The organism is Pseudomonas sp. LBUM1664 (assembly GCF_059695895.1).
Genome location: NZ_CP166791.1, coordinates 3518256 through 3539589, shown reverse-complemented (window position 1 = coordinate 3539589; position 21334 = coordinate 3518256). Strand labels below are relative to the sequence as shown.

Sequence of the window (21334 nt, the reverse complement as noted above, 5' to 3'; positions counted from 1 at the left end):
ATTCTGTTGGCTTATCACCGGTCTCATCCTAAGGAAAATCCATGTTCAAACGATCATTCGCCAGCAGCCTGGCGTTGGCTATCAGCCTCACCGCCGCGGCCTTTACCGTCCAGGCGGACAACGAACAATACTTCCCGCTGCAAAGCTATCGCGTCGGCCCCTATGCGGCCGGCGGGACCGGTTTTTTCGGTGGCTTCATCGACTACCTCAAGTACGTCAACGCCAACGGCGGCGTGAACGGCGTCAAGCTGACCTGGAGCGAGTGCGAAACCGAATACGTGGTGGAAAAAGGCGTCGAGTGCTACGAGCGTTTGAAGAACGGTTTGAACGGTGCGCCGGCGGCGGCGACCAACCCGTTGTCGGTGGGTATTGCCTACGCCACGCTGGAGCGTTCGACCGCCGACAAATTGCCGCTGATCACCATCAACCACGGGCGCACGGACTCCACCGATGGCAGCGTGTTTCCATATGTCTTCCCGTTGCAGCTGAACCCGTATTCCGAGGTGTCGGCGATCATCAATTACATCGGTCAGCGGGCTGGCGGGCTGGACAAACTCAAGGGCTTGAAGATCGTTACCCTGTATCACGGCTCGCCCTATGGCAAGGAAACCAATGAGGTCCTGCAAACCCTGGCTGACAAATACGGCTTTGCGCTGACGCTGCTGGAGGTGCCACATCCAGGCAATGAGCAGCAGTCGCAATGGCTGAATATCCGCCGGGAAAAGCCCGACTGGGTGATCTTGCGCGGTTGGGGCGTGATGAACCCGGTGGCGCTGAAAACCGCGCAGAAAGTCGGTTTTCCGGCCGACCACATCATCGGCAATATCTGGAGCAACTCCGAGGATGATGCTGCGCCGGCCGGTGCTGCGGCCAAGGGATTCATCGCCATCACCACGCACCCCTCGGGCACCGATTTTCCGGTTCTGCAGGGGATCAAGCAGCAAGTGGTCGATGCCGGTCACGGCGACCTGGCCGATCCCAAGCGTTTTGGCACCGTGTATTACAACCTCGGCGTGGTCAACGGCATCCTCAATGTCGAAGCCTTGCGCATTGCGCAGCAGAAGTTTGGCCAGAAACCCCTGACCGGCGAACAGGTGCGCTGGGGTTTCGAGAATCTCAAGCTCGATGACGCCCGGCTCAAGCAACTGGGGGCGTTGGGGCTGGTGCAGCCGTTGCAATTGTCTTGCTCGGACCATGAAGGCGGCGGTGCGGTGCGCTTCCAGCAATGGGATGGCACGAAGTGGAACCTGATCAGTGATTGGGTACAGGCCGACCGCGCCTTGTTGCGGCCGATCATCGAGGCTTCCTCGCACCAGTACGCCCGGGAAAAAGGCATTACCCCGCGTGATTGCAGCAAGGAATCCTGAGGCATCGCGGCGACCTGGATGCGTGCATCCGGTCGCCTCTTGAAGAGGTTGAATAGCATGACGACGAACGTGCCGATCCTGCAGATCGACGATATTGAAGTCCTGTACGAGCAGACCATCCTGGCGGTACGCAGCGTGTCGCTGAAGGTGGCGAAAGGGCAGGTGGTGGTGTTGCTGGGCGCCAACGGTGCGGGAAAAAGCACCACATTGAAGGCTGTCTCCAACCTGGTGCGCGCCGAGCGGGGCGAAGTGGTGCGGGGGCGGATTGTTTATCGAGGCCGGGAGGTGACCCACAGTGCTCCCCACACCCTGGCGGCGAACGGATTGGTGCAAGTGCTGGAAGGCCGGCATTGCTTTGCTCACTTGACCGTGGAGGAAAACCTGCTGACCGGCGCCCTTGCCCGTCAGGCTCCGCGGCGTCAGTTGGTGGCCGATCTGGAGTGGGTCTACGCGCATTTCCCGCGCCTGAAATTGCGGCGCAAGAGCCTGGCCGGCTACACCTCGGGTGGCGAACAGCAGATGATCGCGATCGGACGGGCCCTGATGGCCAAGCCGCAACTGGTATTGCTGGACGAACCGTCAATGGGGTTGGCACCGCAGATCGTCGAGGAAATCTTCGAAATCATCCACCAACTCAATCGGCGCGATGGCGTCAGTTTTCTGATCGCCGAGCAGAACATCAACATCGCCCTGCGCTATGCCCAGTACGGCTACGTGTTGGAAAGCGGGCGTGTGGTCAGTGAGGGCACTGCCGAGCAACTGGCGGCCCGCGGCGATCTCCAGGACTTTTACCTGGGCGCAAAGCGGCCCTCCCTTGAAGGCGAACTCAGGTTGACAGGTTGATCACCCGGCCGTCCTGCGTGTTCAGCGTCGAGCGGCGTTTGTTGACCACCAGCTCGCCGATCCTGATCAGCAGCGTGCGGGTGACGTTGCGGCTCAGGCCCAACAGGCTGGCCGTGTGGACCTGGTTGCAGTTGGCGTAGCGATACGTGGTCCGCAGCAGCGCGGCTTCGACCTTCTCATGCAGGTCGCCATGCTCTTGCTCCAGCAGTTTTTCGAAGGCCTTTTGCAATAAATCCTCGGCACTTTGAGGTGCGCACTCTTGCGCACTGTCCTGGCGCTCGATGCGAAAGTTAGACAGGTGCAGGTCCTGCACGCCAATCACCTTGTTGCGGCAAATCAGCAGCGTGTGATGAATGACGTTTTCCAGTTCGCGGATATTGCCCGGCCAGGAGTAGTCGAGCAGCTTGCGCTGCGCCTGGGCGTCCAGCGTGACCTCGCCGTGACCCAGCCTGCGGCTGTACTCGGCGATGAAGTGGCGTATCAGCGGGAGGATGTCGCCGGGGCGTTCGCGCAGGGGCTTGAGCACCAGGCTGACCACATTCAGGCGGTAATACAGATCCTCGCGAAAGTGTCCGGCGTTGATGGCTTTCTCCAGTTGTACGTTGGTCGCCGCCAGCACCCGCACATTGATCTTGATGCTCTTGCGCGAGCCCAGGCGCACCACTTCACGCTCCTGTAGCACCCTGAGCAGCTTGACCTGAATCGGCAGCGGTAAATCACCGATTTCATCCAGGAACAGCGTGCCGCCGTCGGCCTCCTCGAACCAGCCGGCCTTGGCCGTCAACGCGCCCGTGAAGGCGCCTTTTTCATGCCCGAACAACTCGGCCTCCACCAGCGTCTCGGAAAACGCCCCGCAGTTCACCGCAATGAACGGCTTGTTGCGGCGGGCGCTGAGGTTGTGCACGTGCCGGGCCACCAGTTCTTTGCCGGTACCGGTCTGGCCGATGATCAACACACTGGCGTCACTGGGCGCCACTTGTTGCAAATGGGCCAGCAGGGCCTGCGAAGTCGGGTCTTCAAAGACCTGAGCCGTGGCGCGAATCGAGGTGGCGAGGCCGGGAGAGGGGGGAAGCGTGAGGAGCTGCATGACGGTGGCCCGTTAGTGAGTTCGCAATGACTGGAAATGTCCAGGGGCGAAAAACTGGATGTGGGGGTGAATGCCAACGTTTCTTGGTGGCAACACCGTGCAAGCCATTCGGCTTAGGGCTTAATCTAAATGATCTAAAAATAACAAAACAAATAACTTTAGGTTATTAGCTTAGGGCTTTGGCTGACAATGATGAAAACGTCGTGCCCCGTCAGTCTGTAACGCGAAAAACACAAACTTGGAGCCGGCACTAACCAAAGGATATGCGGTCAGTACATGGCGCCTGTAGCGTCGATAATCGCCCCCGGTAGGGGCGCGTCAGCTACATTTATGCGATTGCGCGAATGTATTCGCGCAAAAAACTCGCGATGGATTGCGTCAGGATCGGCTATTTCTTTTGCGGGTTGACACACTATGGGTTCGTTACTCGATCCGCGTCATGATATTGATGCCGCCTTGCTCAGCTATCGCCGCGTGTTTTGGTCGCTGGCGCTGTTCAGCGGCGTGATCAATCTGTTGGTGTTGGTGCCATCGCTCTACATGATGCAGGTTTATGATCGGGTCCTGACCAGCCGCAACGAAACCACACTGTTCATGCTCACCTTGATCGCCCTGGGACTGTTCATGTTCAGTGGCCTGATCGAGTGGGTACGCGGCCAAGTGATGATTCGCATGAGCGCCGGTCTGGATGACGCCCTGGGCGAGCGCATTTTCGACGCAGCCTTCGCCCGCAGCCTGCGCGAGCACAATGCCAACCCGGCGCAGGTGCTCAGCGACTTGGCCACGCTTCGACAGTTGATCACCGGCCAGGGCCTGATTGCCTTGCTCGATGCGCCGTGGTTGCCGATTTTCCTGCTGGTGGCGTTTATCTTTCATCCCTGGTTCGGGGTGCTGACGCTGGTGCTTGCCTTGGTGCTGGTCGGCTTGGCGCTGTGGGGCGAACTGGCGACACGGGCGCGTCTGGGGGAGGCCAATCGACTGGGTGTGCAGTCGGCTATCTATGTAAACAGCACGTTACACAATGCCGAAGTCATCCAGGCCCTGGGCATGCTCGGGCCGTTGCGCCAGCGCTGGAGTCTGCTGCAACAACGCATCATTGCCGCTCAGGCCCATGCTAGCGATCGTAGCGCCCGTATCACGTCGACGACCCGTTTTGTGCGCATCTCCGGACAATCGCTGGCCCTGGGCCTGGGGGCGTTGCTGGTGCTCGAAGGCCAACTGTCGGCAGGCATGATGATTGCGATGTCGCTGCTGCTGGGCCGTGCCTTGGCGCCCGTGGAGATCGCCATCGGCTCGTGGAAGCAGTTCAACTCCGGCGGCCAGAGTTACCAGCGCCTGAGCCAGCTCCTTACCCAGCACCCGCGTGATCGCCTGCGCATGCCGTTGCCACCGCCCACCGGTGCGGTGCGCCTGGAACAGTTGTATGTCGGCCCGCCCGGTGCCTCGCAACCGATTCTGCGGGGCATCAATTTCAGCCTGGCCAAAGGTGATGTGCTCGCGGTTGTCGGTCCCAGCGCCAGTGGTAAATCGACGCTGGCCAGAGCGCTGGTCGGGGTGTGGCCGGCCATGGGTGGATCGGTGCGTCTGGACGACGCCGAGATCAGCCAATGGTCCCACGACGCCTTGGGCCCGCACCTCGGATACTTGCCGCAGGACATCGAGCTGTTCGACGGCAGCGTTGCCGACAACATCGCCCGCTTCGGCGAGCAGGACGCCGACAAGATCATCGCCGCCAGCCGTCACGCTGGCATTCACGAGATGATCCTGCGGTTCCCCAAGGGTTACGACACGCCGCTGGGCCCTGGCGGGCTTGGCTTGTCCGGTGGGCAGAAACAACGCCTCGGCCTGGCCCGTGCGCTGTATGGACGCCCGTCGCTGATCGTGCTCGACGAGCCCAACTCCAACCTCGACGAAGCCGGCGAGCTGGCGTTGGTGCAGGCCATCAGTGTTCTCAAGGCCGCCGGCAGCACCGTGGTGCTGATCACCCACCGGCCCAATGTGCTGGCGGTCGTCGATCACATCCTGGTGCTCAAGGACGGTACCCAACAAGCGTTCGGCCCACGGGACCGGGTACTCAAGGCATTGATGCCGGGGCCTAGAACGGCCGCCGTCAGAGAGGCCGGTGAAGATGCGTGATCTGAAGCCAGGTGCACACGTGTACAGCGAGCAGGGGCTGAGCGTGCGCAGTGCCAGTACGCTGCCCAGCGCCAGTACCGACGCCGTTGGTGCCGCGCGCTATGGTGTGGGTTTCCTGGTCGTGGCACTGGGCGGTTTTTTGCTCTGGGCCTGCCTGGCGCCGCTCGATCAGGGTGTCGTGGGCAGCGGCACTGTCGTGGTGGCGGGCGAGCGCAAGGCTGTGCAGTCATTGGTCGGCGGGGTAGTGGAAAAGCTGCTGGTCAGCGATGGCGATCGAGTCACCCAGGGCCAGTTGCTGGTGCAGCTCAATACGGTACAGGCGCAGTCGCAGTTGGATGTGACCCTCGGCAAGTTGCTCAATGATCGCAGCGTCGAGGCGCGGTTGATTGCCGAGCGCTTGGGCATCGCCGAAATCCGCTGGCCTGCCGAACTGCTGGAGCACGCCGACGAGCCGCGGGTCAAGGCGGCCATGGCATTGCAGAGCCAGTTGTTTTTTACCCGTCGCGCGGAGTTGGGCAGCCGCTTGCAGATCATCGATCACGAAGCCGCGGCGTTGCAGCAGCAATTGCTCGGCTACGAAGGGGTCAAGCGTAACTACGACACGCAGATGCGCTTCCAGCAACAGGAGCTCGAGGGGCTACGGGACTTGGCGCGTGAAGGCTACGTCCCGCGCAACAAACTCTTCGAGGCCGAGCGCAACGCGGCTCAACTGGCGGGGCAGATTGCCTCTGGCGTGGGTGATGTCGGCAGGACCCGCCAGGCGATCAACGAAAGCCGGCTCAAGGCCCTGCAGGCGCAACAGGAATTCCGCCGCGATGCCGAAACCCAGCTCAGCGAGGTCTCTGCCGAGGCTGCCAGCTATGCCGATCAGATCCGAGCCTTGCAGTTCGAAGTCAACAACGGTGCGATCCGTGCGCCGGTGGCCGGGCAGGTCATGGACTTGAGCATTCATACGGTCGGGGGCGTCGCGCAGGCAGGCCAAACCCTGATGCAGGTGGTGCCGCTGGATGCGCCGATGGCGATCACCGCGCGTTTCGAGCCGCTGATGGCCAATAAATTGCGGCCGGGGTTGCCGGTGCATGTGCATTTCACCGCACTGCAACGGGTGGATACGCCCACGGTCACCGGCACGGTGACGACGGTGTCGGCGGACCAGTTGATCAATGAACAGACGCACCAGCCATACTTCTCCGCCAAGGTCGAGATTCCCGCCGACACCGTTGCCTCGCTGCAGACCGCCGGCTTGCTGGTGCGCCCTGGCATGCTCGCCGATGTCACGGTGGTGACGGGCGAACGCACCTTGATGAATTACCTGATGAAACCTTTGCGCGAACGCTTGCTTGCTGCCTTTAAAGAGGAATGAGCATGACCGTCCCTTTTCGTTACCGCTATCGCTCAGGTGTGCTGCTGGGCCTGTGCACCAGTTGGGCCGCGATCAATCCCGCGTGGGCCGCTGAGGAAGGACTGAGCCTGACCGCCGCGTACGACGCCTCACGCCTCAACGACCCGACAGTGCAATCGGCTGCCCATGCTTTTGAGGCATCACGACATGAAGAGGCGATTGGTCGCGGTGGTCTCTACCCACAAGTGTCGCTGACCTCGCGTTACGGCCGCGGCGGGCGTACCGATGGCGGCGACGACAGTGGCTACGTCAACAGCAACGATTATCAGGCGAACAACGTCACCCTGGCGGCGCAACAACCCCTCTACGACAAGGGGCGCTGGGCCGCGTATCAGGAGGGCAAGGCCCGGGGACAATTGGGTAATCAGCTATTCGACGTTGCCGGCCAGACCCTGTACGACCGGGTTGCCAAAGGGTATTTCGACGTGGCCCGGGCCGAGAACGAGATCAAGTTGATCGCCCAGCAAAAGGCTGCCATCAACGGCTTGGTCACGCAGAGCAAAAGGCTTTATCAAGGCGGCCAGGGTGCGATCACCGATATCGATGAAGCCCAGGCGCGGCTTGATCTGGTCGAAGCGCAGGAGGCCGAAGCCCAGGCCCGTCGTGTGGCGGCGTTGCGGGCGTTGTCCGGTCGCGCCAGTGTGCCCATCGATGACATACAGCCGATGCGCGAGGAATTGGCCGCCGGAAGCCCGATTCCGCCAGAGCAGGATTTACCCTATTGGACGGCCATCGCCCGTGAGGCCAGCCCCGAACTGGCGGCCCGGCTGGCTGCGGTGAAAGTAGCCGAGGCGCAGGCCGACAGCCAGCGCGCCGGGCATTATCCGACGTTGTCGCTGACCACTCAGTTGACCCGCCGGGAAACCCGCCAGTACCAGGAACTCGACCCGCGCCAGGATACCTATTACGTGGGCATGCAGCTGGATATTCCGTTGTATCGCGGCGGTGCGGTACGTGCCTCGGTGGCCAAGGCCGAAGCGCAACTGGCCGGTGCCCAGTCCGACTACGATGTGCAGCGTCAACAATTGGCCGAGGATATCGAAACAGATTATCTGGGTGTCGTGGCCGGGTTTTCCAAGAGCAAGGCGATGCAGCGGGCGGTAGAGTCCAATCAGCGGGCGCTGACATCGACGGAAAAAGGCTTCCAGGGCGGCGTGCGTTCCACCGTGGATATTCTCGATGCTCAGCAGCGGGTATTCCAGGCGCGTCGAGACCTGCTCAACACCAAGCTCGACATGCTGCAAAGTTACGTGAGCCTGCACACCCACACCGGTCAGATGAACCGCTCGATCCTGGAGCAGGTGCAAAGCCTGTTTTGAACAGCCTGGGGTCGTCCATAGCCGCATTTCCTGTGGGAGCGAGCAGGCTCGCTCCCACATTTGTTCTGTGGCTGTCTTGGAATTTTCGGGTACTTCAAATTACTTGGGAGTCATTCGGATTGGGACCCACCCTCGCCACAAAGTGCTTCCATACCCCACGGGTATGCGCTCGTCAGAACGCCATTCAAGCCGTAAAGTCGCTGGCGTGCAGCTCCTTGACGCCCACCAGCTCGAATTCGAACTCGGGGGTGGCGTCGGCATTGACACTGCCGTAGAGGATGCCGTCGGCAAAGCGCAGTTGGCCGGTGGCGTTGGTGCTGTCGAAGGCATTGCTGCCGATGAACGTGAAGGCGTCGACATTGGCGGTGAGCGGGTTAGCGTCCAGCGCGGTGAAGTCCAGTTGATCACCCTCGCTGCTCTTGAAACCGCTGATCACATCGCGCAGCGCACCGACGTCCATGTCCGCCAGCGCACCGAACACATACGTGTCTGCGCCAGTGCCGCCGGTGAGGCTGTCGGTGCCTTCACCGCCAATCAGCCGATCATCCCCCGAACCGCCCACCAGCGTGTCGTTGCCGGCACCGCCGTTCAGAACGTTCGCGCCGCTGTTCCCCGACAGACTGTCGGCGTAGGCGCTTCCCGTCAGGTTCTCGATGAATTTCAAGGTGTCGAGCCCGGAACCCACAGTGTTCTGCTGCGCAGACGTCGAGAGGTTCACGGTAACCCCGGCCAAGGCACGCTCAAAGGACACCGTGTCATTGCCATCGCGCCCGTCCAGCACGTTGTTGCCGGCACCGGCGAACAGCGTGTTATCCAGCGCATTGCCCGTGCCATTGGCGGCGTCGGAAGCGTCGATGTACAGGTTCTCAACGTTGCTGCCGAGGGTATAGGCCGCCAGGCTGCTGTGTACGCTGTCGATCCCCCCAGGTACCGCATTGCTGTTGGTCTCGATCACGGTATCGGCGGAATTGTCGACATAGTAGGTGTCGTTGCCATCACCACCGCTCATGCTGTCGTTCCCGGCGGCGGCATCAAGCACGTTGTTGGCGGCATTGCCGGTGATGAAGTTGCGCCGCTCATTGCCGGTGCCGTCGATGTCCGACACGCCGGTGAGCACCAGATTCTCGAGATTGGCGCCCAGGGTCCAGCTGACCGAGGCCTGCACCGTGTCGATCTGTGAGGTCGAGGTGTTGGTCTCCACCACGCTGTCGAACGCATTATCGACCACATAGATGTCGTTGCCATCGCCACCGGTCATGGTATCGGCGCCCAGGTCGCCATCGAGCGTGTCGTTGCCCGAACTGCCTACCAGGGTGTCCCCGTCACTGGTACCGGAAATGTGCCCGCCTTCGTTCTGAGCGTTATCGTAAATGTCCTGCACGCTGTTGTTGTCATCCGGATTGCCCTGGAAGCCAAGGTCATCGGCGATGTAATCGGCCAGGCGCTGGCCGACGATCTCCGCCGATTCCTCGTGCAGGTGCCAGACATCGTCGGGGTACACCAGCGGATCGACCTCATAGCGCAAGGGCAGGTCGGTGTAGTCCACCGCCAGCTTGACGTCGTCGCGCTCGGCGGCGATGGCTTCCTGAGCCGCGCGGACATAGCCGACACCCTCGACAATGGAGGCAATCTTTTCTTCCGAATAGCCACGGGCACGCGCCGAGTCCTCCTCGTAGTGACCCGTCTCCATCATGTACACGCTGAAATTGCCAAATTGGGCGTGCAGGTAGTCAAACACCGCCAGCGTTGCAGCCTTGTAGGCGGCCGCTGCGGCTTGTTTGTCGGTGGCACGGCCGATCTCCTGGGCGGCTTCTTCACCCTGGCCCCAAATGATCCCCATGGTGACGTTATCGATGGATTTGAGTTCGGTGAGCTGGTCCTGCATTAACGCCACGGCGCGTAACAGTGCGGGCCCGGGTTGGTTGGTATCAGTCAGCCACCAGCACAGGTCGAGTTCTTCGGCGCTCATGGTCGACAGGCCGTTGACCGTGCTGCCGCCCACCGCGATGTCGATGCCATTGCCGTCGGCATCGGTGAACTGGCTGCGTACGTCATAGGTGGTGTAGCGGTCCAGGTCATTGACCAGCATCGACGTGCCGGACTGGTTGTCGTCCTCGGTCATGCGCAGCAGGCGCGCGTTGGATTGGCCGAGGGTTGGCAGGTAGAGGATGTCCTGCTGGGCGCGCTCGCCGAACACGAAGTCATCGGCGGTCAGTGTGTTGAGGTAGTTGCCGTTGAGGGCGATTTCGAAGCGATTGCCATCGGCGTCGGCTTCGCTGGATTTTATGTAGGTCTTGTCGCCGGCCGCGTTCAGGGTCACGTACAGCGTGCCATTGCTGCCATCGCCGAGGCCGGTAAAACCCAGGGCCGAAACATCGATCTTGTCGACGCCCTCAGTGAAGTCATAGATCGTGTCCGTGGCCGTTACACCGCCCGTGTCGTAGTCGCGGTAGCTGTCGAGCACGTCGGTGTAGCGGAAGGTGTCGGCACCGTCGCCACCGTACAACGAATCGCGTCCGGTGCCGCCGTCGACGATGTCCGTGCCTGCGTCGGCCTTGATCGTATCGTTGCCGTCCAGGCCGAGAATCAGGTCTTCGCCCGCCGTTCCGTTTAGGGTTTCGGCACTGCTGGTCCCGGTGATGGTGTTGGCGGGCGTATCGGCCACTGCCAGGGCGAAGCTGTCGCTGACCGACGCGCCTGAAGGATCGGTGGCCTTGAGCAGCACGTTGTAGTTGCCTGACGCGGTGCTGGTCGGGGTGCCGGTGAAGGTCAGGGTGGTGGCATTGAACGTCAGCCAGGCGGGCAGGGCGCTGCCATCGGCGAGGGTCGCGGTGTAGGTCAATACATCCTGGTTGGCGTCGGTGAAACTGTCGGAGGTCACGGTGTAGCTGAACGGCGTGCTTTCGGTGGCGTTCTGGTCGATGAGCGCGATGGCTAAGACCGGCGCAACGTTGCTGGGCGTGTTCTGGTCGGCGAACACAAAATGACTGGCCGTCAGGCTGCTGACCAGGTTGCCCGCCAGCGACACCTCGAAGCGGTTGCCGTTGGCGTCGACGGTGAGGTCCTTGAGGTAGGTGCGGTTGGTCGAGGAACTGTAGGTCACTTGCAGCGTGCCATTCAGGCCATTGCCCAAGCCCGTGTAGCCGAGCGCTGACACATCGATCTTGTCGGCGACCACGTCGAAATCGAGGATCTGGTCACTGGCGCTGGTGGAGCTGGTACGGTAGCTGTCGAGCTTTGAGGTGAAGCGGAACACATCGGCGCCCGCGCCGCCGGTGAGTTTGTCCACCCCGGTGCCGCCCACCAAAATGTCGTTGCCAGCGCCGCCATTAATCGTGTCGTTACCGGCGCCACCGAACAGTTGTTCGTTCGCCGCGGTGCCGGTCAGCGTGTCGTTGTTGGGGGTGCCATTGATCACAATGTCCGCGGGCACGTCCTGTACCGCGAGGGTAAAGGTGTCGCTGACGGTGGCGTTGCTGCCATCGGTCGCGGTGACCTGTATGGCATAGGTGCCCGACGCCGTGTCGCTTGGCGTGCCGCTGAACGCACGGGTGGCGGCGTCGAAGGTCAGCCAACTGGGCAAGGCGCTGCCATCGGTCAGTGTGGCGGTGTAGCTGAGGCTGTCGTTATCGGGGTCGGTGAAGCTGGTGGCCGGTATTACATAGCTGAATGCGGTGTTTTCGGTCGCGCTTTGGTCCAGTAGGGCCGTGGCCAGCACTGGCGCCTGGTTAGTCGTTGACGAGGTGGCGAAGACAAAATTGGCGCTGGTCAGGGTGTTGAGGTAATTGCCGTCCAGCGCCACTTCGAAGCGGTTGCCACTGGCGTCGGCAGTCAGGGATTTGATGTAGGTCTTGGTGCCGGCACTGTTGAGCACCACGTACACGGTGTCGTTCTTGCCGTCGCCCAGGCCGGTGAAGCCCATGGCTGAGAGGTCGATCTTGTCGGCGGTGACATCGAAGTCGGTGATCAGGTCGCCGAGGTTGGCGCCGCCGGTGTTGTAATTGCGGTAGCTGTCCAGGCGATTGGAGAACACAAAAGTGTCTGCGCCTGCACCGCCGGTGAGGGTGTCCATGCCGGCGCCGCCATCGAGCTTGTCGTCGCCCGCGCCACCACTGAGGCTGTCGTTGCCCTCCAGGCCAAGCAGGGTGTCGGCCGAATCGCTACCCAGCAGCGAGTCGCTGCCGCTGGTGCCGGTGACCACGCGATTGAAGATGAAGTTGCTGGCCGTCAGGGTACTGGTCAGATTGCCCGAGAGAATCAGCTCGAAGCGATTGCCGCTGGCGTCGGCGTCATAGTCCTTGATGTAGGTGCGGTCACTGCTGGCGCTGTAGCTGACCTGCAGGGTGCCGCCATGACCATTGCCCAGGCCGGTAAAGCCGAGGCCGGCGAGGTCGATCTTGTCCTGGGTGACGTCGAAATCGGTAACGGTGTCATCGAAGCTGGTGGTGGTGTTGCGGTAACTGTCGGACTGGCTGGTGAAGCGGAACGTATCGGCGCCCGAGCCCCCGGTGAGTTTGTCGATGCCAGCGCCGCCTACCAGGATGTCGTCTCCGGCACCGCCATTGATGGTGTCCTTTCCGGCCCCGCCGTAGAAAATCTCGTTGGCACTGCTGCCCAGCAAGGTGTCGTTGCCGTCGGTACCTTGCACGGTAGTCACTGGCACTGTGGCGCTGACGTAGCTGCCGTCGCCATAGATCAGCGTGGCGCCCTTGCTGGTATGACTGATGGTGTTGGCGATGATGGCGTTGCGATCGGTGCCGTCTTCATTGCGTTCGGCAACGCCGTAGGTCGACAGGTCGCTGCCGCTGATAGTGTTGCCCTGGATCGTGTTATCGCTGCCGTTGAAGTACTTGCCGGACACGCCCTGGGTGTCGTCGTAGGACTGGATGATGATTTCCGGTACGGCGCCGCCCAGGGAATTGTTGTTGAGCGTGTTGTCGACGACCTCGACGTGGTTGCTGCCGTAGATGCGTATTCCCGCGCTGGCGTTGTCGTGAATATCGACGTCGCTGACGGTCACCTCGCTGGACATCTTGATCAGCACACCTTCGGCGCCGTTGCCATACACCTCGCCACCGGTGATGGTGATGTTGCTCGGGGAAGCAATGTCCTCGCTGCCACGCTGCACCACGATGCCATTGCCGCCGTTGTCGTAGGAGACGTTATTGGTCATGGTGAAGTCGTGGGTGCTGGTGACGATGTTGAAACCGTGGCGGTCGTTGTCGTAGGCGACGTTGTTTTCGAAGGTGCTGTCGCTGAGGAAATCGGCAACGAAGCCGTCCAGGCCGTTGCCATGGGACACGCAGTTCTTGATGACCATGTTGACGGTCTGCTCGTGCGGGTCGAAGCCGTACCCGGAGCAATCCTTGATCTCGACGTTGTCGAGGGTGACGTTGGAGTCGTAGCCTTCTTCGCCGGGAATGTAGCCGTTGAACCAGCCGTCGATCTTGCCCGTGGTATTGTCGCGGTTGCCGTCGATGGTGAGGTTGCTGACACCGAAATCGTGTGTTTCCTCGCCATAGGCCGAGCGGATGACGCCCGTGATCTTGGTGTCGGAGCCATCAGCTACCTTGACGGTGGTTTCGCCCGTGCCGTCGCCGTACAGGTAGACGTTGCTTTTAAGCATCACGCAGCCGTCCGACGGTTCCTCGCCCCCCGAAACGATATAAGTGCCGGTCGGCATGTACACCTGCCCACCACCCGCAGCGGCCGCCGCATCAATCGCACTTTGTATCGCCGCGGTGTCGTCGGTGATGCCGTCTCCTTTGGCGCCAAAATCTTGTACGTTAAAAATCATGAGCTTATCTCCGTATCGGGCTGAAACCACGGTAGATGCCAATATTCCATCGGCGGCCACCGTGTTATGACCCTGCGGAGCGAAAAAGTTGTGACCGAACATCGGTGAAGTGTCAAAAAACCGAACAAACCGATCAGTGGTTGTGTGGGTTATCGGCGATGGTAACGTTATGTTGACGCTTTCTTGGGGGGTAAGCGATGACCCCCTGTGGGAGCGGGCTGGCATTGGGACCTGTGGCTTTCTTGATTGGCATCAAACCACCGGCACCGCCCACGCGGTAGCCTCGAATAAACCGTCGCCCGGTGAAGAGGGCGGCCGAGGGGGCTCATGAGTTATCCGCTGTTTTTGACGTTGCACCTGTTTGCCGCGCTGGTGTTCATCGGCACGGTGTTTTTCGAGGTGCTGTTTCTCGAGAGCATCCGCAAACAATTACCGGCCAAAGTCATGGTGCTGCTGGAACAGGGCATCAGCCGACGTGCCCGACAGCTGATGCCCTGGGTGCTGCTGGTGTTGTTCGGCGCGGGCGGTGCCATGGTCTGGCTGCGGTATTGGCCACTGCTGTCGTCGCCGCTGCAGTCATCGTTCGGTTTGCTGCTGGGGCTGAAAATTCTGCTGGCGGGCAGCGTGCTCGGGCATTTCCTCTGGGCCATGTGGCTGTTCAAAAGCGCACGCATGAACGCCCGTTACGTTCACATCATCCATACCAGTGTGTTCCTGCATATGGTGGCCATTGTGCTGCTGGCCAAGGGCATGTTCTACGTGACCTGGTAAGGGGCTGCGGCGTGGTTTCAAGGCGCTTGATACAGGTCAAGGTGGTCTGGCGGGTTACGTCAGACACTGTCGCTGCGCTGCCACTCGGAGATTGTCATGTTTGACCTGTTTCATACCCTCGGCGAGCGGCCCTCGGGACGTGCCCCTGCGGTGGCTGATTTCGATTGCCCGATCGGCACGCGAAAATTCCACGGTGGCATCGGCTCCCTCGATCTGCTCCGGGGGTTGCGCAGCAGCCGCCAGAAACGACGGCCCTTGTCTTTGGCGGTGCATCTGCCTTCGCGTTTGAGACTGGCGTCGTGTTCGCCCCTTGCCAGCGTCTGCCGGTGCGGGGAGATCGAGGGGTATCTGCAACGCCTGACGTATGAGATGGGGCTGGTCAGTTGCCACTTGGGCGCAGAGCGGCGGGTCGTGCAGTTTTGCCTGACCGGCGGCACACCGGTGATTACTCATTTGCAGTGGCTGATGAGCGACTTGCGCAAGCGCTTCGACTTTTGCGAATACGACAGCGGCGATCACAGCATCGAGGTGGACCTGCACCACACCGACTGGTCAACCATGGGGCTGATTCGTGACCAGGGGTTCACCCATGTCAGCATCGGCGTTCCAGACATCGGTACCGACAGCGATTTGTCGGTCGATTGCTATCAGAACCCGGCGCCGATTCATTCGCTGATCGATGCGGCGCGGACCTTTGGCTTTCGTTCGATCAACATTGACCTCGGCTACGGCCATGCCTGGCAGACGCCCCACAGTTTCGCCCTGAAGCTGGCCACGCTGATCGAACTGGAGCCGGACCGGTTTCACGTGTTCGACTATGCCCGTGCGCCTTATCGCTATCGTTCGAAAAATACCGGGGTGACCGGAGCCTTTTGCAGCCAGGCCGACAAGGACGCCATGCGTCGGATCTGCTGCGAGCAATTGATCGGCGCGGGTTATCACTACATCGGCCTGGGGCAGTTCGTCAGGGCCGACGATGATCTGGCGGTCGCCCAGGAGCATGGACGCCTGCACCGCAATTGCCAGGGCTTTACCCCTCACGGTTGCTGCGATCACGTGGGTTTCGGCTTGTCGGCCATCACTCAGATCGAGCATCTGTACGTGCAAAACACCGATGACCTGCTTCAGTACTGCCAGCTATTGGACGCCGGGCAGCTGCCTGTGTGCCGCGGCTGGCGCTGTGAGGCGCAGGACCAGATCAGGGCGACCGTTACCGAGCAGCTTTCCTGTGACCTGGAGCTGGACATCCCGGCCATCGAAGCGCGTTTCGGACTGGTTTTTCGCGAGTATTTCGCGTCCATCTGGCCGCTGCTGGAGGCGTTGCACGACAAGGGATTGATCGAATTGTCGAACCGTTTCATCGGCATCCTGCCGGCCGGGCTTCTGAATGTGGATGCGATCTGCAACCTGTTTGATCCAGACCAGGATGACGCCAGACCTTTTGATAAGTTGAGTCCATCATGAATGCTGCATCCGCTTTCAATCGTGCCCTGGTGGAAAAATACGACCGCCCGGGGCCGCGCTACACCTCGTACCCCACGGCCCCGCAGTTTCACCAGGCGTTTGCCATGGATGAATACCGCCAGGCTGCCCAGCGCAGTAACCAGGCCCCGGTGCCCAAGCCGTTGTCGGTGTACATTCATATCCCGTTCTGCCAAAGCCTCTGCTATTACTGCGCATGCAATAAAATCATCACGCGCAAGACCCATCGCGCCGCTGAATACCTGACGTACCTCAAGCGCGAAATCGCGCTTCAGGCCGCCCTGTTCGACCGCTCGCGCAAACTGACCCAACTGCATCTTGGCGGAGGCACGCCGACCTACTTGACCCATGAGCAGTTGGCCGAATTGATGGCCTGCCTGCACGAGTCGTTCGACATGGACGACAGCGACGAGCATGAGTTTTCCATTGAGGTCGACCCCCGCACCGTCGGTGCCGAACAGGTCCAGGGTTTGCGCCAGCTGGGGTTCAATCGTCTGAGCTTCGGCGTCCAGGATTTCGATGCCCAGGTGCAGCTAGCCGTCAATCGGGTGCAAAGCGAAGCGCAGATCGCCGCGCTGGTGGCGGCCGCTCGCCTGGCACGCTTCAAGTCCGTTAGCGTCGACTTGATCTATGGCCTGCCGCTGCAAACCATCGCCAGTTTCGATGTCACCTTGAGCAAAATCATCGCCCTGCGTCCTGACCGGATTGCTGCCTACAGTTATGCGCATCTGCCGCAACGGGTACGGGCGCAACGGATGATCCGGCCTGAAGACATGCCACCGCCTGCGCGCAAGCTGGAGCTGCTCGAGCTGACCATCAATCGCCTGACCGAGGCCGGTTATGTCTACATCGGCATGGACCATTTCGCCTTGCCGGACGATGAACTGGTACGTGCCCGTGCCCAGGGCACGCTGCAGCGCAATTTCCAGGGCTATTCCACCCACGCCGACTGCGATTTGATTGGTCTGGGAGTGTCCTCGATCGGCAAGGTCGGCGACAGCTACAACCAGAACGTCAAGGAGCTTTCCCAGTACTACGCCCGCCTGGATCAAGGCCTGCTGCCGGTGCAGCGCGGCTATCGCCTGAGCGACGACGATCGGTTGCGGCGCGAGGTCATCAGCGAACTGATGTGCCATGGGCGGATCGATTTTGATCGAGTCGAAGCCGGTCACGGTATTCGTTTTACCGAGTACTTTGCCGATGCACTGACCCGACTCCAGGAACAGGTGCACGACGGACTGCTGGAGTTCCACCCCGGCGCGCTGGTGCTGTTGCCCCAGGGGCAATTAATGATGCGCAGCGTGGCCATGGCCTTCGACGCGTACTTGGGGGCGGATCAGACAGTCCAGTATTCGCGTACGGTTTGACTCGACAAGGCCGTGGCGAAGGAACGGCATGCATTCTGCTGAATGCCGCCGCGAGCCGAGCAAGCGTGACCCGCGTTTATCGCGTAGCGGCCTCGCCGCATACGTCGCCGATCATCTCGACGATCACGACGCGGTTGACTTCATGGGCCCCGTAGCGGCCGCGGACAGCGCAGGGCGCTTGTGATCCGGTGGCGCTGTCTTCTCCGCCGTCGCGACCAAACTCCGCCTGGTCGAGAAGCGTCTCGAAAGAAAGATCGAGGTTTGCCGTCGGAATGGAGACCTTGAGGGCGCGAGGATAGTTGTTGCCGCTGCCCGCGCTCTTCCAGATACGCTCATAGGTTACGTCAGCCACGTGGTTGGCCTGCACGCCCTGTTCGTCGATGATTGTCGCGAAAGCATAGCGCTTGCCTTCCGGATCCGTGATGTCCCAAAGCGAGATCGCCGATTTGGCGTCCGGATCGAGGGTCATACCCAGCCAGAGCCAGGCCAAGGACGAAATCGTTCCGCCGGTGGCGGTCTGCGCAGTTTCCGCCGTAGAGTGGGCCGACCATTGGCGGTCGAACCACGCGGTCGCGCCGGAGATTTCGAAGACCTCATCCTTCAGGCGGATCGTACCCGAAATGTCCATATTGGGCCACGAATACTGATAGGTGTTGCCGAGAATGGGGAGAAGGCCGATCGTGCCGTTGTAAAGGGTCTGCGCGCGCGGACGCATAACCACATCGACGGCGCCGTCTGCAGTCTCGAGCCGCAAAGTGAGACTCGTCGAATCTCCCTCCAGCGTTCCGAACGACGACGTTACACGGCAGCGATCCGCAGCGGCGCCGATTTCGTCCTTGGCCGGTTCTTCGACGGCGTGCGGCAGCCAAATGCCGAGGGTGGCGTCCATCAGCAGGAATTCGGCGGTGACAAGCTCCCCGCCTGATCGCGCAAGGACCATCTGATGCCATTCGAAGCCAATTTCACGCTCGCCAGCGCGGAAATTGCAGATGACATACCAGGAATCTCCGAAATTCCCGGGCTTCGCCGGAAGATCCCTGCTGGCATCGACCAGCAGAGGAACACCTAGGTTTTCGGCGTTGGTCTTGCGTGTCATGATATGTACCTTTTTCGAGTTCGAGCGATCAGTCGCCCATTAATCGTACTGTGGTGTACGATTAAGAGAGGCTTGCATAGAGGTGGCATGAGAGTCAAGACAGAAGCGCGTCGCAACGCGATCATCATGGTGGCCTGGGAGATTTTTCGGAACGACGGTTATGAGCGGGCGACGATGTCGGCAATCGCCGCGCGGCTAGGAGGGTCTAAGGGCACGCTGTATGGCTATTTCAGCTCAAAGGAGGAGCTATTGTTCGCTGCGGTCAATCATGTTCTTACGGCGCCTGGCGAAGCGGCGTTCGAGAAGTTGGAGTCGTCGGATCCCCTTCCAGCGCGCCTGACCGACTTTGCCAGAGACTATATCGCCCTGCGCGCGCATCGGGACATAATCGCGATGGATCGCATCCTGATCGCCGAAGCCGGCCGCTCGAACGTAGGGCAGGCAATGCGCGACCGTCTACTCCTTCCCCAGTGGCGCCGGTTCGCGAACTACCTGCGCAAAGAGGCTGAAAAGGGCTGTCTGGAATTTGAAGACGCCGATGAAGCAGCATCGGACTTCCGAGCCTTGCTCACCGCCCCGCTGATGGAGCTTTGCCTTTACGGCGATCAAACACACGATTCGATGGAATTCACCTTCATTGCGGAAAGGAGTGTGCGCACTTTTTTAAGGGCATATTCGGCACGCAAAGTTTGAGACGTGCATATCATGCCACCGCTCTGACCTCAGTTTCGCGACGCGTCCAGTGAGAGTCGATGGGACGCCCATGCCGCCACGGCCTTTACATCGACATTCAGCAATTTGCCCGACCCCGACCACCGATGAACACCACCAAGGCATCGCGGGGGATGTCGACGTCGACGTTCTTGAGGTTGTGTTCGCGGGCTCTACCGGAGAATGGAACCTGAGTCACAGCGCTGACAATTATGCGACCGGGTTCATCCGTTCTCGTGCAAAAAAAATTTACTCCGAACCAAAGAGATGAGAAAAGCTTCCCAATTTCCCATGGATACGGACCCTTTATGCCTCGATCAAAACTGTTCGCTACTCTGTTTGTCGCGCTGCTGGCCGGCGCGGCGCTGTGGTACATGTGGATGATTACCAGCGCCAAGCTGGAATGGGGTGGCGGCAGTCCTGATCAGCAGCCAGTTGGCGCCGTGAAGGATATCCGGCTGCGGGCGATGACCCAATATTGCACGGGCGTTGTCACGACCCCGCAGGGAACCTGGCTGGTAGGGCGCCTGGAGGGCGACGCCAAACAGCTGGAACCTTCTGCCGATGTGGTGGATCTGGATGCCGTGGTTTATGGCAAGCCGGTTGAGGGCAAGGATGATGAACCGCAAGAGTCTGGCGCCTTTTCCGGTTTCCTTCCTCGTGACGACAAGGAAACCTCCTTCATTTCCCGCCTGGACGCCCAGGGTCAATTTCAACTGCTCGCCCATGTCAGCGGCGCTGCCTGCCTGGTTGCCAGTCCGGACGGGGCCAGTGTGTTCCTGCTCACGGGCCTGGACCGGCCCGAAGTTCCAACCGCTGATGGCATCAGCCAGACCGTGGTCCTTCGCAGCGACGATCAAGGCAAGCGCTGGAGCTGGTTGGCCAAAGGGTGGTTTCCCCAAGCCGATCAGTTGGCCTGGAACCTGGCACCCTATTTCCATGGGGTGGATGAAGTCTGGGCCTGGGGCCGGCCGAGCGCAGCCGACGACGACAGCGGCGAAGATACTCCGGGCGCCATTTCCACCGGGGTCTTTTACTCTGCCGATCGCGGTGTGACCAGCACGCCGATTTTCGCGCCCGAGTCGTTGCTGGTGTCTGCCGAGTACCTGCACGACAAGCGCCCCGACATTACTGAATGGCGCACAAGCGCAGGTGAATACGGGGAAATCCAGACGAATGTCCTGCAACTGGATGCACAGCGTGCGTTTATCTGGGTGTCCCAACGCTTTTGGGGGAGCAACCCCGACGGCGTTAGCGACAACATCGCTTTCAACGTAACCACACGGGCCCGTCTGCAGCGTAAGGCCGGGCAGTGGCAGGTCGTGGACGTCCAGCGTGACGACAACCTGTTTGTCGGCAAGCTGGTGCAGAACGACGCCGGAAGGGTGATTGGCCTTGTCGACCAGGGCGATCGCGGGCAGGACGTCGTCGTTGAACTGGACACCGCCGCGCTGACCTGGCGCACGCTGAGCGAACTGCCCAGCGTGTTCGCCCCGTTGGCATCGGACACCCGGTTGCGCGGCGGGAATTTCTGGGTGGGGCACGACAGCCTGTTGGTCAACACCACCAGCGAACATCATCCACCGCGGTGGCTCTACTGGTGGTCGGATGCGAACATCTCCGCGGATGGGGTGTTTTACTCCAAGGATTGGGGCCACTCCTGGCAACGCCTCGCCATCGATGGTTACCTGGGCATCGTTGGTTTTCAAGCGAAGCAGGATCGGGTGATCTGGGCCAAAGGCAATTGGTACGACAACCAAGACGTGGGCGTTTATTCCTACGGTTTGCGCTGAGGACACAGACTGCCTTTGTGGCGAGGGCGCTTGCTCCCGCAGGGTTGCGCAGCAGCCCTAAACCAGCCACTGCGGTGTTTCAGGCCGGGTAAGTTTTTCCAAGTTGATTTCAATCAAGGGCCGAGGAGGGGGGCGGTCTTTACCATGATCGCCAAGATCCTGT

13 protein-coding genes are annotated in these 21334 nt (G+C 60.9%); 10 read left to right on the top strand and 3 right to left on the bottom strand.

From position 1 onward, the window contains the following. The first annotated feature begins 41 nt into the window (after nucleotides 1-41). Both ACA047_RS16370 and ACA047_RS16365 read left to right on the top strand, forming a co-directional pair. Entirely contained in the window at nucleotides 42-1367 is a 1326-nt protein-coding gene (locus ACA047_RS16370; RefSeq protein ID WP_497350984.1) for an ABC transporter substrate-binding protein, read from the top strand. A 57-nt stretch (nucleotides 1368-1424) separates the two neighbouring features. Then, nucleotides 1425-2210 carry an ABC transporter ATP-binding protein gene (locus ACA047_RS16365; protein ID WP_497350982.1) on the top strand — a complete coding sequence of 262 codons (786 nt, stop codon included), beginning with the start codon at nucleotides 1425-1427 and terminating at the stop codon, nucleotides 2208-2210. On the opposite strand, the gene ACA047_RS16360 is transcribed toward ACA047_RS16365, so the two are convergent. Next, nucleotides 2194-3297, bottom strand: coding sequence for a sigma-54 interaction domain-containing protein (locus ACA047_RS16360; protein WP_497350980.1), 1104 nt, complete (start codon nucleotides 3295-3297; stop codon nucleotides 2194-2196). The two genes, ACA047_RS16365 and ACA047_RS16360, sit on opposite strands and share 17 nt — an antisense overlap. 414 nt (nucleotides 3298-3711) lie before the next feature. Between ACA047_RS16360 and ACA047_RS16355 the strand changes: the two genes are divergently transcribed. Genes ACA047_RS16355 through ACA047_RS16345 form a run of 3 tightly spaced genes read left to right on the top strand, consistent with a single transcriptional unit; the run spans nucleotide 3712 to nucleotide 8154 of the window. After that, nucleotides 3712-5433, top strand: a complete 1722-nt coding sequence (locus tag ACA047_RS16355) for a type I secretion system permease/ATPase (protein WP_497350978.1) — start codon at nucleotides 3712-3714, stop codon at nucleotides 5431-5433. After that, on the top strand, nucleotides 5426-6796 hold the full coding sequence (locus ACA047_RS16350; RefSeq protein WP_497350976.1) for an HlyD family type I secretion periplasmic adaptor subunit: 1371 nt from the start codon (nucleotides 5426-5428) through the stop codon (nucleotides 6794-6796). Before ACA047_RS16355 ends, ACA047_RS16350 begins: the two co-directional genes overlap by 8 nt. Before the next feature lie 2 nt (nucleotides 6797-6798). Next, entirely contained in the window at nucleotides 6799-8154 is a 1356-nt protein-coding gene (locus ACA047_RS16345) for a TolC family outer membrane protein (protein ID WP_497350974.1), read from the top strand. Nucleotides 8155-8338: 184 nt separating this feature from the next. Here the strand turns inward: ACA047_RS16345 and ACA047_RS16340 are convergent, their stop codons facing one another. Beyond that, nucleotides 8339-13951: a putative Ig domain-containing protein gene (locus ACA047_RS16340; protein ID WP_497350972.1), complete on the bottom strand. Its 5613-nt coding sequence runs from the start codon at nucleotides 13949-13951 to the stop codon at nucleotides 8339-8341. A 327-nt stretch (nucleotides 13952-14278) separates the two neighbouring features. Between ACA047_RS16340 and ACA047_RS16335 the strand changes: the two genes are divergently transcribed. From ACA047_RS16335 to hemN, 3 genes are all read left to right on the top strand, one after another. Further along, the gene (locus tag ACA047_RS16335; RefSeq protein WP_497350970.1) at nucleotides 14279-14722 is read left to right on the top strand and encodes a CopD family copper resistance protein; all 444 of its coding nucleotides are present in this window, start codon (nucleotides 14279-14281) and stop codon (nucleotides 14720-14722) included. Between the two features lie 96 nt (nucleotides 14723-14818). Beyond that, nucleotides 14819-16186, top strand: coding sequence for an oxygen-independent coproporphyrinogen III oxidase (locus ACA047_RS16330; RefSeq protein WP_497350968.1), 1368 nt, complete (start codon nucleotides 14819-14821; stop codon nucleotides 16184-16186). Next, nucleotides 16183-17571: an oxygen-independent coproporphyrinogen III oxidase gene (gene hemN / locus ACA047_RS16325; protein WP_497350966.1), complete on the top strand. Its 1389-nt coding sequence runs from the start codon at nucleotides 16183-16185 to the stop codon at nucleotides 17569-17571. Before ACA047_RS16330 ends, hemN begins: the two co-directional genes overlap by 4 nt. 76 nt (nucleotides 17572-17647) lie before the next feature. Here hemN and ACA047_RS16320 read toward each other — a convergent pair whose 3' ends face one another. After that, nucleotides 17648-18667 carry a lipocalin-like domain-containing protein gene (locus tag ACA047_RS16320; RefSeq protein WP_497350964.1) on the bottom strand — a complete coding sequence of 340 codons (1020 nt, stop codon included), beginning with the start codon at nucleotides 18665-18667 and terminating at the stop codon, nucleotides 17648-17650. A gap of 87 nt (nucleotides 18668-18754) precedes the next feature. Here ACA047_RS16320 and ACA047_RS16315 point away from each other — a divergent pair, with 87 nt between their 5' ends. Both ACA047_RS16315 and ACA047_RS16310 read left to right on the top strand, forming a co-directional pair. Then, nucleotides 18755-19360: a TetR/AcrR family transcriptional regulator gene (locus ACA047_RS16315; RefSeq protein ID WP_497350962.1), complete on the top strand. Its 606-nt coding sequence runs from the start codon at nucleotides 18755-18757 to the stop codon at nucleotides 19358-19360. 326 nt (nucleotides 19361-19686) lie between these two features. Further along, nucleotides 19687-21171: a hypothetical protein gene (locus ACA047_RS16310; protein WP_497350960.1), complete on the top strand. Its 1485-nt coding sequence runs from the start codon at nucleotides 19687-19689 to the stop codon at nucleotides 21169-21171. The last annotated feature ends 163 nt before the right edge of the window (nucleotides 21172-21334 follow it).

Bases quoted from the DNA above. Each gene is read 5' to 3' on its own strand.
- ACA047_RS16370 (WP_497350984.1), top strand. From the start codon at position 42: ATGTTCAAACGATCATTCGCCAGCAGCCTGGCGTTGGCTATCAGCCTC.
- ACA047_RS16365 (WP_497350982.1), top strand. From the start codon at position 1,425: ATGACGACGAACGTGCCGATCCTGCAGATCGACGATATTGAAGTCCTG.
- ACA047_RS16360 (WP_497350980.1), bottom strand. From the start codon at position 3,297: ATGCAGCTCCTCACGCTTCCCCCCTCTCCCGGCCTCGCCACCTCGATT.
- ACA047_RS16355 (WP_497350978.1), top strand. From the start codon at position 3,712: ATGGGTTCGTTACTCGATCCGCGTCATGATATTGATGCCGCCTTGCTC.
- ACA047_RS16350 (WP_497350976.1), top strand. From the start codon at position 5,426: ATGCGTGATCTGAAGCCAGGTGCACACGTGTACAGCGAGCAGGGGCTG.
- ACA047_RS16345 (WP_497350974.1), top strand. From the start codon at position 6,799: ATGACCGTCCCTTTTCGTTACCGCTATCGCTCAGGTGTGCTGCTGGGC.
- ACA047_RS16340 (WP_497350972.1), bottom strand. From the start codon at position 13,951: ATGATTTTTAACGTACAAGATTTTGGCGCCAAAGGAGACGGCATCACC.
- ACA047_RS16335 (WP_497350970.1), top strand. From the start codon at position 14,279: ATGAGTTATCCGCTGTTTTTGACGTTGCACCTGTTTGCCGCGCTGGTG.
- ACA047_RS16330 (WP_497350968.1), top strand. From the start codon at position 14,819: ATGTTTGACCTGTTTCATACCCTCGGCGAGCGGCCCTCGGGACGTGCC.
- hemN (WP_497350966.1), top strand. From the start codon at position 16,183: ATGAATGCTGCATCCGCTTTCAATCGTGCCCTGGTGGAAAAATACGAC.
- ACA047_RS16320 (WP_497350964.1), bottom strand. From the start codon at position 18,667: ATGACACGCAAGACCAACGCCGAAAACCTAGGTGTTCCTCTGCTGGTC.
- ACA047_RS16315 (WP_497350962.1), top strand. From the start codon at position 18,755: ATGAGAGTCAAGACAGAAGCGCGTCGCAACGCGATCATCATGGTGGCC.
- ACA047_RS16310 (WP_497350960.1), top strand. From the start codon at position 19,687: ATGCCTCGATCAAAACTGTTCGCTACTCTGTTTGTCGCGCTGCTGGCC.